Here is a 15,198-nt window from a genome sequence, read left to right on the forward strand (position 1 = left end):
GGCCGAACGAACATGTCTGACACCGAAGCCACCCTGTCCGTCGCGGAGCGCCGCAAGCTGCTGCTCCAGCAGAAGCTGCGCGCGAGCGGCATGGCCGCCGCCACCCCCGAACCCGTCGCCGTGCCGCGCATCGCGGCGGGGGAGCGCCGTCCGCTCACCCCCGGCCAGCGCCGGATGTGGTTCCTGCAGACCCGCGACGCCGACGACACCGCCCTGTCCATCTGTGTCGCCTACCGGCTCACCGGGCCGCTCGACGGCGAGCGCCTGCACGCCGCGTTCGACACCGTGGTGGCCCGCCACGACATCCTGCGCACCACCTACGGCGCGGACGCCGAGGGCGAGCCGTTCCAGGTGTTCACCGACGACGGCCGCGCGCCGTGGCAGACCCACGACCTGACCGACCTCGCCGAATCCGGCCGTGACCTGCGGGTGGAGGTGCTGGCTCGGCGCGAGTTCGGCCGCCCCTTCGCCCTCGGCACCGAACTGCCGGTGCGCGCCACCCTGATCCGGACCGGCGCCGACGAGCACGTCGTGCTGTTCGCCATCCACCACATCTGCTGGGACGACGACTCCTGGTCGGTGTTCTTCGCCGAGCTCAACGCCGCCTACCGCGCCGGGTCCGGCGCGGGCGCCACGGTCCAGTTCGCCGCGATCGCCTCCACCGCCGAGGCGGCCGAGGCCGACGTCGACTACTGGCGCGCGGCCCTGCGCCCGCTGCCCGAACCGCTGGAACTGCCGGGCTCGCCCGCCGCGGCCCCCGGCAGGCAGGCCCAGCGCCGCACCCACCGCCTGTCGGCCGACCTGGTCGCCCGCACCGAGCAGTTCGCGCGCGAGCACGCCGCGACCCCGTTCATGGTGCTGCTGGCCGGTTTCGACGCCCTGGTGCACCGCTACACCGCCGCCGACGACTTCCTCGTCTCCATCCCGGTCACCGATCGCCCGGCGGGCACCGAGCAGCTCATCGGCTACTTCGGCAACACCCTGCTGCTGCGCGCCACCTTCGGCGACCGGGACGACTTCGCCCAGCTCGTCGCCGCCGTGCGCGACACCTGCGCCGGCGGGTTCGCCCGGCGCGGCGTCGGCATCGATCGCGTGGTGCGCGAGGCGAATCCGGACCGGGTGGCCGGTCGGGACGGCATGGACCAGCTGGTCCGCCTCGGCTTCAGCGTGCGCAAGAGCGCCGACGGCTTCGCCATCGACGGCGTCACCTCCACCCAGCTCGAACTGGGCGCGGTGAGCGCGCAGGTGCCGCTGTCGCTGGCGATCGTGCTCGAAGACGACGGCACCGCCGTGGTCGAGGCCGAGTACCAGACCGACGTGCTCGCCGAATCCCTCGTCGAGCAGCTGCTCGCGCACTTCGGCAGGCTCCTCGACGCCGCCCTGCGCGACCCGCGGCGCAGGCTCGCCGACCTCGACATGCTCGGCGCCGACGACCGCGCCGCGCTACTGGAGCGCTCGCACGGCGTGCTCGTCGACCAGCCGCCGACCACTCTCATCGCGCTGTTCGAGGCCGCGGCGGCCGCCACCCCCGACGCGCCCGCGCTCGCCTCCGACGACATCGAGCTCAGCTACGGCGAGCTGCACGCGCGCGCGAACCGGCTGGCGCACTGGCTGATCGGGCAGGGCATCGGCACCGAGGACATCGTCGGGCTGCGCCTGGGCACCTCGGTGGAGTTCATCGTCGCCGTGCTCGCCGTGCTGAAGGCGGGCGGCGCGTACCTGCCGATCGACCCGGCCTACCCCGAGGACCGGATCGAGTACCTGGTCGAGGACGCGCGTCCCCGGCTGCTGCTCGGTGCCGTGGAGCTGGCGGCCGCGGAGTCGATCGCGGCCGAACTGCCCGCGACCACGCCGACCGACGCGGACCGGCTGCGCCCGCTGCTGCCCGCCAACCTCGCCTACGTCATCTACACCTCCGGCTCGACCGGCAAGCCCAAGGGTGTCCCGGTGCCGCACGCCGCGATCGCCGAGCACATCGTGTGCTTCACCGCCGACTGGAGCATGTCCGCCGAGGACCGGCTGATGCAGTCGTCGTCGGTGAGCTTCGACGCCTCGCTGGTCGACATCGCCATCACCCTCACGGTCGGCGCGCAGCTGATCGTGCCCAAGCCCAACGCTTTCCGCGATATCCGCTATGTCGCCGACCTGATCACCCAGCGCCAGGTCACCGTGCTGCACATGGTGCCCTCCATGCTGAGCACCTTCCTGCTGCTGCCCGAAGTGAGCGAGTGGCAGTCGCTGCGGCAGGTCCCGGTCGGCGGTGAGGCGCTGCCCGGCGAGGTCGCCGACCGCTTCGCCAACACCCTCGACGCCGAACTGCGCAACCACTACGGCCCGACCGAGGCCGTGGTCTGCTCGACCCACATGCCGGTCGCCGGCCCGCAGGGCACCGGCGTGGTGCCGATCGGCATCCCCAACCGCAACGTCTACACCTATGTCCTCGACGAGGCCCTGCACCTGGTGCCCGACGGCGTGGTCGGCGAGCTCTACCTCGGCGGCGACCAGCTGGCCCGCGGCTACCTGGACCGCCCCGCGCTGAGCGCGCAGCGCTTCGTCGCCGACCCGTTCACCCCGGGTGCGCGGCTCTACCGCTCCGGTGACCTGGTGCGCCGCAACAGCTTCGGTGAGCTGGAGTTCGTCGGCCGCGCCGACGAGCAGGTGAAGGTGCGTGGCTTCCGGATCGAACTCGGCGAGGTCGAGGCCGCGATCGCCGCGCATCCCGCCGTCGCGCACTGCGTCGTCGTCGTCACCGATGACCCCGCCGTCGGCGCCATGCTGGCCGCCTACGTGGTGCCCGCCGACGCGTCGATCGACCTCGAGCAGGTGCACGCCTTCGCCGCGACCGGGCTGCCGGAATACATGGTGCCCAGCGCCTTCGCGGTGATCCCGGAGATCCCGCTGACCGTCAACGGCAAGCTCGACAAGCGCGCGCTGCCCACCGCGACGCCCGCCGTCGTGCGCGCTCACCGCGCGCCCGCCACCGCGACCGAGCGCAAGATGTGCGCCCTGTTCGGCACGCTGTTCGGGCTCGACGAGGTCAGCGCGGAGGACTCGTTCTTCGAGCTGGGCGGGCATTCGCTGCTCGCCGCCCGGCTGGTCGCCCAGGTGCGCGCGGAGTTCGGCGTCGAGCTCGACGTCCGCGTCGTCTTCGACAGCCCGACCCCGGCCGCGCTGGCCGCGAACCTGGTGGCCCGCTTCCTGGCCGAGTTCGACCTCGACCTCGACGCCGTCGACGCCGACGACGAGATCGTCGAGGAGCAGGTGGTGGTGGTCGATACCGCTGCCCCGCAGGCGAATCCGGGCCGTCCGGCGATCGGCGGCAGGCCGCGCGGCGAGCGCGTCCCGCTGTCGTACTCGCAGCTGGCCATGTGGTTCCAGTACCGGATGGAGGGTGCCGGCTCGGTCGGCAACCTGCCGCTGGCCCTGCGGTTCGACGGCGCGCTCGACATCGCCGCGCTGCGTTCGGCGCTCGACGACGTCGTCGCCCGGCACGAGTCGCTGCGCACCACCTTCCCCGAGCACGACGGCATCCCGTACCAGGTGGTGCACCCCGCCACCGCCGTCCCGCTGCCGATCCGGGAGATCGCGCCCGCCGACCTCACCGCGGAACTCGCGGCCATCGCCGAGTACGCGTTCACCCTCGACGGTGAGCCGCTGATCCGCGCCGAACTGCTCGTCCTCGACGCCGACACCCATGTGCTCTCGCTGCTGGTGCACCACATCGTCGCCGACCACGCGTCGTTCGGCGTGCTCCTCGACGACCTGACCGTCGCCTACCGGGCCCGCGGTGAGCAGGGCGGCGCCCCGGGCTGGAGCCCGCTGCCGATCCAGTTCGCCGACTACGCCCTGTGGCAGCGCGAGCTGTTCGACCAGGCCGCGCCGAGCGAGTTCGCGCTGGCCCAGATCGACTACTGGAAGGCGACGCTGGCCGACGTGCCCGAGGAGATCGCGGTCGCGCACGACCGGCAGCGTCCGCCGGTGCTCGGCAAGCGCGGTGAGGTGGTCACCTTCTCGCTGCCCGCGAGCGTGCGCTCCGGGCTGGAGGCGCTGGCGCTGCGCAGTGGCGCCACCGAGTTCATGGTGTGCGAGGCGGCCGTCGCCACGCTCCTGCACGCGCTCGGCGGCGGCACCGACATCTCGCTCGGCACCCCTGTCGCGGCCCGCACCGATTCGGCGACCACCGCCCTGATCGGCCTGTTCGCCAACATGGTGGTGCTGCGCAACGACCTGTCGGGCGCGCCCACCCTGGGTGACACCGTGCGCGCGGCCCGCGATGTCGTCCTCGACGCCAACGCGCACCAGGAGCTGCCGATCGAGCGGCTCGTGGAGGCGCTCAACCCGCGCCGCTCGCGCTCGCGGAACCCGTTGTTCCAGAGCATGATCCACTTCCGTGGCGCGGACTGGGCACCGGCCACGCTGCCGTTCGCGTCCTCGGGCGCCTCGACGGTGACCGTGCTGCCCGCCGACTTCGACGTCTCGTTCCTCGACCTGAACCTGAGCCTGAACGTGACCGCCGACGGCGGCATGGACGTGCGCGTCGTCGTCAACGCCGACCTCTACGACCCGGCCACCGCCGCCCTGATCGCGGACGCGCTGGCCGCCACCCTGCGCGCCTTCGCCGAGACGCCGGACCTGCCGGTCGCCGAGCTGCGGGTGCTGCCGCAGGCCGACCTGGACCGGCTGCTCGCCGCACCGGCCCCGATCGCCGCGGCCACCACCGCGGGTGCGGGCGCGGCCGACTCCGAGACCGAGCGTCAGCTCATCGCGCTGATCGAGGAACTGCTCGAGATCGACGACGTCACCGGTGAGGACGGCTTCTTCGCCCTCGGCGGCGACAGCGTCATCTCGATCCAGTGGTCGGCCCGCGCCGCCGCCCTCGGCCTGCCGCTGACCCCGCAGATGGTGTTCGAGTACTTCACGATCACCGAACTGGCCGCCGCCGTCGACGCGGCCGCCGCCGCGGAGCAGCCGAATGCCGAGGAACCCGAACAGGTCTCGCACGCGCCGATGAGCGCCTCGGGTCTGGAAGCCGACGCGCTGTCGGCGCTGACAGCGGCCTGGCAGGCGCAGGGCTAGTGAACACGCAGGTACGGAAGGACATCGCATGAGTGCCCCGCAGATCGAGGACGTGCTGGCGCTGAGCCCGCTGCAGGAGGGGCTCTTCTCGCTGTCGCGTCTGGCGGGCACCGAGATCGACCTGTACACGATGCAATTCGTGGTCGACATCGATGGCCCGCTCGATCCCGACCTGCTGCGCCGCAGCGCGCAGGCGATGCTCGACCGGCATCCGAACCTGCGCGCCGCGTTCTGGGACACCGATGTGCCCAAGCCGGTGCAGATCATCCCGTCGCGCGCCGAGCTGCCCTGGGCCGAGCGTGACGCGCGGACAGCGGATTTCGACGCGATCGCCGAATCCGAGCGCCGGGTGCCGTTCGCGCTGAGTCGCGGCCCGGCCCTGCGGGTGCTGCTGCTGAACGTCACCGACGCGCCCGAGCCGCGCAGGCGGATGATCCTCACCGCGCACCACATCCTGATGGACGGCTGGGCGGTGGCGGTGTTCTTCACCGAACTGCTCGCCGTCTACCAGGCGGGCGGCAGCCTCGCCGGGCTGCCCGCCCCGCGCCCGTACCGCGACTACATCGGCTGGCTCGGCGCCCAGGACCACGACGCCGCCGCCCGCCGATGGGCCGAGTACCTGGGGCAGGTCAGCGCGCCGCTGGTCCTGGCCGACGGCACCGGCGAGCGCGGCTCCGCCGTGCCGCAGACCACGCGACTTCGCCTGTCCGCCACCGAGACCGCGCGGTTGCAGCAGTGGGCGCGCGCCAACGGCATGACGCTCAATACCGCCGTCCAGTTCGCCTGGACGCTGCTGCTCGGCCGGATCACCGATCGGCGCGACGTCGTCTACGGCACCACCATCTCCGGCCGCCCCGAGAAGCTCGCGGGCGTGGAGGGCATGGTCGGGCTGTTCATCAACACCGTCCCGGTCGTGCACCGGCTCGACCCGGCCGAGCCGGTCGTCGCGCAGTGCGCACGCCTGCAACGGGATTCGGCCGCCATGCGCGACATCGGCTACCTCAGCCTGTCGGCATTGCAGCGCGCGGCCGGGCACGGCTCGCTGTTCGACACCCTGTTCGTCTTCGAGAACGCCCCCATCGACGACGCCATCCAGACCGTCACCGCCCCCGACGGCGCGCGGTTCCGGCCGATCGAGATGGAGAGCCTGGCGCACTACCCGCTCACCGTCGTCTCGCACCTGAGCGAGGGCGATCTGCTCGTCCTCGTCGAGGCGATCCCGGCCCTGCTCGGCCACCTCGACCCCGCCGATCTCGGCGCCCGCCTGGTCGCGGTGCTGCGCGCGCTGCCGGAACTCGACGCCACGGCCACGCTCGACGCGATCGACCTGCTCACCGCCGACGAACACGCCGAACTGCGCGCGGCGGCAACCGATCTCGTGCCAGCGCCGACGTCGACGCCGTGGGAGTTGTTCGAGCGCCAGGCCGCCGAGACGCCGGACGCGACCGCGCTGACCACCACCGCTGGTGAGGTCTTCACCTATCGCGAGCTGCGCGATCAGGCCTGCCGATTGGCGGGGGAGTTCGCCGACAACGGCGTCGGGCCGGAAACCGTTGTCGCGCTGATGCTCCCGCGTGGCACCGCGTCCATCGTCGCCATCCTGGCGACCTTCGCCGCTGGGGCCGCGTACGTGCCGGTCGACATCACCCTGCCCGCGAGTCGCATCGCATCGATTCTGCGCCAGTCGAACCCGGCGCTCGCCATCGTCCTCGGCCAGGACCGCGCGCTGCTCGATCGGCGATCGATGGCGGTCCTGCTGCTCGACGACCCCGCCGTCGTCGACCGCGTCGCCGCGCGCCCCGCCCAGGCCCCCGCCGTGCGCCGCGAGCTCGAGCACAGCGCCTACATCATCTTCACCTCCGGCTCGACCGGCGAGCCCAAGGGCGTCGTCGGCACGAACGCCGCCCTGGCCGGGTACTTCGCCGACCATCTGGAACGCTTCTACCGCCCCGCGATGGCGAAGCTCGGCCGCCCGCTGCGGGTCGCGCACGCGTGGTCGCTCGGGTTCGACGCGTCCTGGCAGCCGATGGTCGGCTTCTTCGCCGGTCAGGCCCTGCACCTGTTCGACGCCGAGGAGATGCGCGACGCGCACCGGATCGTCGCAGGCATGGCCGAATTCGGCATCGACATGATCGACACCACCCCGTCCATGCTGGCGCAGCTGGCGGCGGCGGGCCTGCTCGATCGGGACCTGCCGGTGCTCGCGCTCGGCGGCGAGGCCATCGACACCGCCCTCTGGGCCCGCCTGCGCGCCCTGTCCGGCACCGCCGTCTACAACTGCTACGGCCCCACCGAGACCACCGTCGAGGCGGTCGTCGCCCCGGTCGCCACCTCGGCGATCCCGACCATCGGCACCGCCAACGGCGGCATGGCCGGCTATGTCCTGGACTCGCGGCTGCGCCCGGTGCCGCCCGGCATCGTCGGCGAGCTCTACCTGTCCGGCACGCAGCTGGCCCGCGGCTACCTCGGCAAGCCCGCCATCACCGCCGACCGCTTCTGCGCCGACCCGCATCGCCCCGGTCAGCGCATGTACCGCACCGGCGACCTCGTGCGCAGGCTGCCCGGCGGCCGCTTCGGCTACCTGGGCCGCGCCGATGCGCAGGTCAAGGTGCGCGGCTACCGCATCGAGGTCGGCGAGATCGAGACCGCGCTGCGCCGCTCGGCCGATATCGACACCGCCGCGGTCACCGTGGTGCGGCGCGCCGGTGGTGCGTCGCTGGTCGGTTTCGTGGTCGGCAAGGCGGGGCGCGCGGTGGTCGTGAGCCGGGTGCGCGCGGATCTGGCGCAGCGCCTGCCCGCGTACATGATTCCCGCGCGGATCGTCGTCCTCGAACAGCTGCCGGTGAACGTCAACGGCAAGCTCGACGGTCACGCCCTGCACGAACTCGCCGAACAGACCCTCGCGGCCGTCGACGGCAGCGCCGCCGCCGAGACCCCCACCGAGATCGCGCTCAGCGAGGTCTTCGCCGAACTGTTCGACGGCCGCGCCCCCGGCGTCGACGCCGACTTCTACGAACTCGGCGTCGACAGCATCGTCGCGATCTCGCTGGTCAACAAGGCCAGGCGGCGCGGCATCGCGCTCAACCCGCGCATGGTGCTGGCCTGCCCGACGATTCGCGAACTCGCCGCCGCTGCCGACGACGGCCCGGCCGTCGCCGCCCAGTCCGGTGCCGACGCCTACGGCGTGGTGCCGCCGCTGCCGGTGGTGTCGTGGATGTACGAGTACGGCAACTACCGCCGCTTCACCCAGACCGCTCTGCTCCGCCTGCCCGCGGGCATCGACCGCGCCGGACTGGACGCCACGCTGCAAGCCCTGCTCGACGCGCACGACACCCTGCGCGCCGTCCTCACCGACACCCCCGACGGACCGCGCCTGGTCACCAGGGCGCCCGGCGCGGTGCGGGCCGCCGATGTCGTCATCGAGGCGCCGCGTGGCCTCGCCGGAGCCGAACTCGACTCGGCCATCACCGAATTCGCGCGCACCGCCAACGACGCGATCGACCCGCGCGCCGGCGAACTGGTGCGCGCGGTGTGGTTCCCCGCCGACGCCGAAGGTGTCCTGCTGCTGGCGATCCACCACCTCGCCGTCGATGTCGTGTCCTGGCACATCATGATCGACGGTCTGGCCGCCGCCTGGCAGCAGGTCCAGTCCGGCGTGACACCGAAGATGCTGCCCGAGTTCACCTCCTACCGGCAGTGGTCCGAAGCGATGTGGCAGCGCGCCACCGAACCGGAAGTGCTCGCCCAGCGCGACTATTGGGCCGCCCAGGTGAGCGCGCCCGACGCCGCGCTCGGCGCGCGGCTGCCCGCCCCGGCCACCGATACCTGGTCCACCCTGCGCGTCAGCACGGTCGCGACACCGGTCGCCCTGACCGAACGCCTGCTGGCCCATGTCGGCAAGGACGAGGGTGTGCGCGAATTGCTGCTCACCGCCCTCACCATGACCATGGCCTCGGTCCACGCCGACAACGGAAACGACCCTGCCGCAGGCGCGTTGATCGCGCTGGAGGGCCACGGCCGCGCCGACGCCGAACTCGGCACCGACACCGCCAACACCCTCGGCTGGTTCACCAGCGTCTTCCCCGTCCGCCTCGGCGTCGGCGACGACGCGGTGGATGTCGCTCGCGCGCAAGCGGATCCGGCCGCCGCCCGCACCCTGCTGGACGGCGTCACGACCCACCTGCGCGAAATCCCCAACCAGGGCCTCGATTACGGCCTGCTCCGCTACGTCGACCGGGTCCCCGAACTCCACGCCGCGGCCGAACCCCAGGTCGAGTTCAACTACCTGGGCCGCATCGACCTGTCCGGCACCGAGGGCAACCCCTGGTCCCTGCTGGTCGGCGCGCACGACACGGCCCTGCCGCTCGACCCCGAGCCCGATCTGCCGCTGCGCTACGCGGTCGACGTCATCGCCGGCATCGGCACCACCCCCGACGGCCCGGCCCTGACGACCAACTTCCGCTGGAGCACGGCCCTGTTCTCCGAAGCCGAGGCAGCACGCTTCGCCGCACACTGGACCGCCGCGCTGGCCGCCCTGGCCGACGCCATCTGACCGAGACACCGACGAAAGCGGGCAGCCCACGCTGCCCGCTTTCGTCGTTTCCGGTGGTTAGGCTGGCTGACGGAGCATCACGATCTTCACCGACACCCTTCGGAAGGAAGCCAAGATGAGCCCAGCCATCGGCGCCGTCGTCATCCCCGTCGCCAATCTGGAATCCGCCAAGAAGGTCTACACCGCCCTCTACGGCACCCCACACACCGACGAGCCCTACTACGTCGGCTACAACGTCGAAGGCTTCGAGGTGAGCCTCAACCCCCAGGGCGACGTGGCGGAAGGCCCGGTCGCCATGACCGACGTCGAAGACCTCGACGCCACCCGCACCGCCCTGCTCGCCAACGGCGCCACCGACCGCTCCGCCCCCCGCGAAGTGGCCCCCGGCCTGCGGATCTGTGTCCTCGCCGACCCCGACGGCAACCCCTTCGGCCTGCGCGGGAAGTAGCGTCACGCGGCTCGGCTCGGTCGAATCCGGGATCGCCGCTCGCGCGGCGACAGGTCAACGACGGCGCTCGGTGAATATCGCCAGGTGTTTGGCGATCCGGTGCTGGAGCTCGGGCGCGGGGCCGGGGATGACGGTGAACTCGTCGGCGTCGTGGTGTTGCAGCAGGTAGCGGCCGTCGTCGGGGTAGTCGAGCCAGAGGAACGCCTTGCCGTCCGAGGTCGGGCGCGCGTCCAGCTGGAAGCCCGGGTAGACGGTGATCTCACCCGTGCCGACGCGGGCGCGGCGGAAGAACCGCTGCGTCTGCTCGGCCGGGGACAGGCGCGTGGGATGCCGGGCGTAGGTGGCGGCGTCGAGGTCACCGCGGTGCCCCTGGAAGCGTGGCGTGGTCCCACCCGGCACCCGGGGGAGCGCCGCGACGATCTCGGCCGCCAGTTCGGGCAGCGGCACGATGCTCAGGGTGAGATCGCCGCCTTCTTCCCTGGTCGGCCCATGTGCCTGGACCGCCAGGGCCGCGTGATCCTCGACGATCCCCGCGTACACCCGCACGACGTCGGTCTGACCGGGACCGGACAGCCCCTCGATCTCGACCCTGACCTCCGGTTCGAGCAGCGCCCGGAACGCCCGGTGCAGCCGCTGGTCATAGACCTGCTGCAAGCGCAGCCCCGCCGCCCTGCGCCGCTCGGCATGGATCTCGAGCGTCTCCGCGAACTCCGGCCGGAAGGTCAGCGGATACGGCAGCCGGTCCCGCCCGTGCCCCTCGACGCCGATGGCGAACGCGTGCGGGTCGAGTCGCCAGCGGCCGAGCTGCACCTGCTCGCGCTCCTCCACGGCGTGATCCCAGCTCACGCGCCGATCACTCCACCCGGCGGCAGGGTCGGCGGCAACTGCCCGATGAGCTCGCTCTCCCGATCCTGGATGAGGTAGTCGGGGCTGGTGTGCTCGTTCTCGTCGTCCTTGCCGTTGCCACCACGCCCGCCACCGCCCATCATGCCGGGCATCCCGCTCATGCCCCGCGCGCCCGCGGCACCCGCCGTCGCCGCGCGAACACCGGTGCCCGCGCCACCGGGCGTGCCCGACACACTGCGCCCCGCACCGGGCACACCCGCCCCGGTGGGCACACCGGACCCCGGCGAGCCGCCGCCCGGCGACCCACCGCCCTTGGTGTCACCGGGAGTCGTCGGCTGGCCGGTCCCCGGCGTAGTGGTGGCGGGAGTGGTCGCCGACGGATCGGTACCGCTCGGCGAGGTGGAGTCGTCCTCGGTGCCATCGTCGTCGGTCTGATCGTCGCCGGTGTCGGTCGTCTGCGGCGACGTCGTCCCCGGATTCTCCTGCGTCCCAGCGGGATCGGTCCCCGGCGTGGTGCCGTTGTCGTCGGTGGTCCCGTTGGTGGTGCCGTCGTTGCCGTTACGGGTCTTGGGATCGCCGTCGCCGGGATTCTCGGTGTTGTTCTGCGGCAGTGGCAGCACCGGAGTCTTGCCGTCGACGATCACCGAACCGGGCTGATACGTGCCGATCATGAAGAGCCGCGCGTCTTCCTCCGCCTCGGTCGCCCGATGCTTCGCCGCTTTGACCACGCCGTTGCCGGGGATATGGCTGATGAACTCGTCGAAGCCGGACACCTCGTTCGGCTTCGGAATCGCGATCTTCGACTGCCCGAGCAGCCCCTGCATGTGGTCGATTCCGTTGGCCACCATCTGAAATGCGGTGGGCAGCTTCGTCGCGTCGGTGGTGTAGCTCTTCACCGCATCGATCGCCGCGTTACCCGATTGGCCTGACCACTTCTCGGACAGCACCCGCTCGAAACTGTTGCGGTAGTTCGTCACCGCGGTCTCGGTCCCCGTCGTGAGTCGCCGCCAGCCATCCGCGCCGGCGTTCACCGCCGTCGCGTCGACACCGGAACTACCGTCCTTGCCGTTGAGCGCCTGCCAGATCTGCTGATGCGTCCAGGTGCTGAACGGTTCGGGCGAGGTGATCGCCGCCTTGTCCATCGTCAGCCCGGAATTGGCACTCAGCCGCGACCACTCATCGGTGATGATGGCCCGGTCACCCTCCCACGCTTCCCGGCCGTCCTGATCGAGCCGACTGGACTCGTCGGCCCGGTCATAGTTGTCCATGACCTTGAAAATGCCGACCGTGCCGACGTGGCCCAGGAACTCACCGAACGCGCCGACCCCATTGCCGAGGCCACTCCAGAACCCCATCAGAGACCAGCCCCCAGCGCGCCCGCGGTCTGCTGGTCGACGGCCTGCAGTTTGCCGATGGCGGCGAGGAAAGTGTCGCGCTGGTCGCGGGCGATGGCGATGTGCTCGTCCAGGCGCTTGACTGCCGAGTTGTCGGCCGAGGCTTTGCCCTCGAGCTTTTCCCGGATGGCTACTGCGGATGGCAGGTCGCCCCATCCGTTCAAGTGCTCCAACGTCGTCGCCTCGAACTTCTGCTGCTCGAGGTCGGTGATGTACTGGCTGACCACAGTGGCGATGGCTTGACCGAGGTCTTCCTCGATCTTGAATTCGCCGCTGATCGCCTGGGCCTTCATATTCCGCCAGTAATCGGCGTGGTCCTGTGTCATCGACTGGTTCCCCCGGGTCTACTTCGGTAGCTTCGGCTCGAGCGCCGCCGCGAATGTCGCGGCCATCTCGCAGGTGTCCCCGACACGGGGTCCCTCCGTGCTCAGCCAGCCCACCTTGATTTCGAACATGCCCTGCTCGGCTTCGAACGACACGTAGCAGCTGTTGGGGTCGTTCTTCTCTTGCGAGACCAGACCTGGACGAGCATTCACCGACGTGTCCCGGACGTTGACGAGGCTGTCCTTGGTGCGCGCCTGGGCCAGCGTGTTGCTGGTCGATATAACCGCCACCCGGCGCTTACCGATCTCAGCCCGATCATCCAGCGGCGCCCAGTTGCAGATTCGCCAAGCCGAAGCACCGGTCGGCGGATCAGTAGTCACCCGCTTGGTCGCAGGATCGAGACCGGCGTTCCGCAACACCTCATCCGACAGGTCCCCCCGACACGGGTTGAACACCTCGACCGCCGCCTTCGTAGGCCCGCCAGCTCCCTGCTCGCCATCCCCACACCCAGCAAGCACAGCCACACCAGCCAGCCCACAGGCCACCGCCCGCACCACCACAACGCCTCGCACAGCTCTCCTACCTGGTCAGACGCGACAGTTCCCCGCCACTACATCCTTAGACGCACCCAACCCCCGACCGGTTCCATCCCCGACCGCAGCTGTCCGCCATCCCCGACGACCATACGGATACCCACCCGCCCCGAACACAACCTCCTATCGCCACCCCAGCCCGCACCGCTAGCCATACCGTCCCTCTTCCCGTCTCCGGCAACCATCGAACAATCCGTCTCCTTGTCGCGCCTCGCCGAATCCATTCACCTGCGACATACGCTCAGATTTCGAATGTTGTTGCCACCGGCCATGGCTCGCCATCGGAGAGCGAGTGCCGGACCTTCGTCACTGCTTGGATCAGGACACGTGGCGCGGGGACAATGCCGTAGTCGATCTTCCCGGTCACCTTGTCGATGGTGACCCGCTGATCGATCGGTGGCTGAGGCGGGTCGGTCCGGGAAATGCATCGAGTCCGGATCGTCAGTATTCGCCCGGTGTCCCTGACTAGATTGATTCCCACCTGCCACGGCTTCGGATGGATCTGTCCCACGCGAAAGAAGGTATTTTCCCAGTTCGCGCGATCGAGAAGGTGGACGGGGTGATCCGGTGGGTTCTGGCCGATGAGATGAACGTGCGCGTTCTTCTTCTCGATCCCGTACACCTTGTACCCGCCGCCAGGGTCCGGTGGCGTTGTTCCGTCGCCTTGCCACACAGTTCGCTCATCCGGGGGATGCGGCTTATCCTGGCAAATCCAGTGGGTCGGAGTTTCCCAGACGAGGAAGTCTCCAGGTGTGTTCAGCACCCATCGGAGATAGGCGATGACCTGTTCCCCGGTAGCCAAGCGGCCGTCATGAGGCATATCGCGTCCTTCGGTATCGGGCTGACACTGTTGCTACGGTTGGTCCGGTGGCGAGTGATATTCGACCTGAAGGTCATCGACTTGAACACCCTGTCGGGCAAGGCTGTCTACGACTTGTTCGGTGTAGCGTCGCGCCGGGCGGTAGTGGCTGCTCTGATCGCTGATCAGTCGAACGCGCCCCTGCCTGACATCGATCTCGCCGGCGCCGGCCGCCGGTTCACCCGCGAGGAAACTCGAGTGATGAAATTCGCCGAGCACGTGGTGCGGCGAGGAGTAGATATCGCCGCTACCGTCCATCACGAAAATTGCCCGTCCGCCCTCGGGAGACCACAGCGTATGGGAATCGCTCGTATCGAGCAGTTGCCCGCGAGCATCGTAGAGAAATCCATCGTGAACGATGATCCGATACGATTCCCGTTCGCTCGGTGTCAAGTACGCGACGCGCTTGTCGCCCCATACGGAGTTTCCGGGTAGGTGCTCACCGCGAAAGGTTTCTTGAATCGGCGTCGTCGCGTAGTCCTCGGTGAACTGCTCCAGGTCATCGGCGCTCAGGCGGGTAACTTGTTGGGGATCAATTCGCGTGACGGACAGTAGTTCATCGATGACGGCATTCGGTTCAGGATCGTGTGTCGCGTCGACGAGAACGATGTCGTCGCTGTCGTCCCAGAACGGGGTGAACATGCCGATAATTCTCCCCGACCGCATCTTCAGAGGAAGGAAGATTCCATACTCTGTTCCCCAGTAGAATCCGCGCGATATCCGGGCCTGGATGTCGTCTACGCTGGATGATATACGCGCGATCGGAGTGGCGTCCTTGAAAGACGACACGCTGTCTTCGGGCAAGAGGACATACGGTAGCGTCGGCCACGGGCGCATCTCGTCCATGCGTGCAACTACTCGACTCAAGAATTCCTGCAGTTCTGCTGTCCCCTGGGGCATCTGCACCAGTGTTGGAAGGGGTGCCCCCGTCGCGAGGCCATTGGAAAGCGACTGATACTCCTCCTCTGGGGTCAGTGTGGCGAGCGGCTCTGTCAGCAGCGCATACGCGATCCTGTCTACGACAGGCTCGTCGAGTTTCTTCTCGAACTGCACCGAGTACAGGATCGCGTTCACGACAGGTCGCCAGTAGCTCACATCGTTCCCTT

General features: G+C 69.9%; 9 protein-coding genes. 3 read left to right on the forward strand and 6 right to left on the reverse strand.

The window, feature by feature from the left end; translation table 11 throughout:
- Positions 1 to 12 precede the first annotated feature (12 nt).
- The 3 genes from AB0H54_RS17875 (at position 13) to AB0H54_RS17885 (ending at position 10,076) form a co-directional block, all read left to right on the forward strand.
- Positions 13 to 5,076, forward strand: a complete 5,064-nt coding sequence (locus tag AB0H54_RS17875; RefSeq protein WP_357346449.1) for an amino acid adenylation domain-containing protein — start codon at positions 13 to 15, stop codon at positions 5,074 to 5,076.
- A 28-nt stretch (positions 5,077 to 5,104) separates the two neighbouring features.
- Entirely contained in the window at positions 5,105 to 9,628 is a 4,524-nt protein-coding gene (locus tag AB0H54_RS17880) for an amino acid adenylation domain-containing protein (protein ID WP_357346450.1), read from the forward strand.
- Between the two features lie 115 nt (positions 9,629 to 9,743).
- Positions 9,744 to 10,076: a VOC family protein gene (locus AB0H54_RS17885; protein WP_355271262.1), complete on the forward strand. Its 333-nt coding sequence runs from the start codon at positions 9,744 to 9,746 to the stop codon at positions 10,074 to 10,076.
- Positions 10,077 to 10,130: 54 nt separating this feature from the next.
- On the opposite strand, the gene AB0H54_RS17890 is transcribed toward AB0H54_RS17885, so the two are convergent.
- The 6 genes from AB0H54_RS17890 to AB0H54_RS17915 all read right to left on the reverse strand — a co-directional run bounded on the left by AB0H54_RS17890 (position 10,131) and on the right by AB0H54_RS17915 (position 15,187).
- Positions 10,131 to 10,922 carry an ESX secretion-associated protein EspG gene (locus tag AB0H54_RS17890; protein WP_357346451.1) on the reverse strand — a complete coding sequence of 264 codons (792 nt, stop codon included), beginning with the start codon at positions 10,920 to 10,922 and terminating at the stop codon, positions 10,131 to 10,133.
- Positions 10,919 to 12,277, reverse strand: coding sequence for a hypothetical protein (locus AB0H54_RS17895; protein WP_357346452.1), 1,359 nt, complete (start codon positions 12,275 to 12,277; stop codon positions 10,919 to 10,921). The genes AB0H54_RS17890 and AB0H54_RS17895 overlap by 4 nt, the downstream gene beginning before the upstream one ends.
- Positions 12,277 to 12,642, reverse strand: coding sequence for a hypothetical protein (locus AB0H54_RS17900; protein ID WP_357346453.1), 366 nt, complete (start codon positions 12,640 to 12,642; stop codon positions 12,277 to 12,279). Before AB0H54_RS17900 ends, AB0H54_RS17895 begins: the two co-directional genes overlap by 1 nt.
- Before the next feature lie 18 nt (positions 12,643 to 12,660).
- Positions 12,661 to 13,212: a DUF3558 domain-containing protein gene (locus AB0H54_RS17905; RefSeq protein ID WP_357346454.1), complete on the reverse strand. Its 552-nt coding sequence runs from the start codon at positions 13,210 to 13,212 to the stop codon at positions 12,661 to 12,663.
- A gap of 262 nt (positions 13,213 to 13,474) precedes the next feature.
- Positions 13,475 to 14,053, reverse strand: a complete 579-nt coding sequence (locus AB0H54_RS17910) for a hypothetical protein (protein ID WP_357346455.1) — start codon at positions 14,051 to 14,053, stop codon at positions 13,475 to 13,477.
- A 33-nt stretch (positions 14,054 to 14,086) separates the two neighbouring features.
- On the reverse strand, positions 14,087 to 15,187 hold the full coding sequence (locus tag AB0H54_RS17915) for a hypothetical protein (protein ID WP_357346456.1): 1,101 nt from the start codon (positions 15,185 to 15,187) through the stop codon (positions 14,087 to 14,089).
- Positions 15,188 to 15,198 lie beyond the last annotated feature (11 nt).

The sequence above is a fragment of the Nocardia sp. NPDC050718 genome, assembly GCF_040654235.1.
Lineage (GTDB): Bacteria > Actinomycetota > Actinomycetes > Mycobacteriales > Mycobacteriaceae > Nocardia.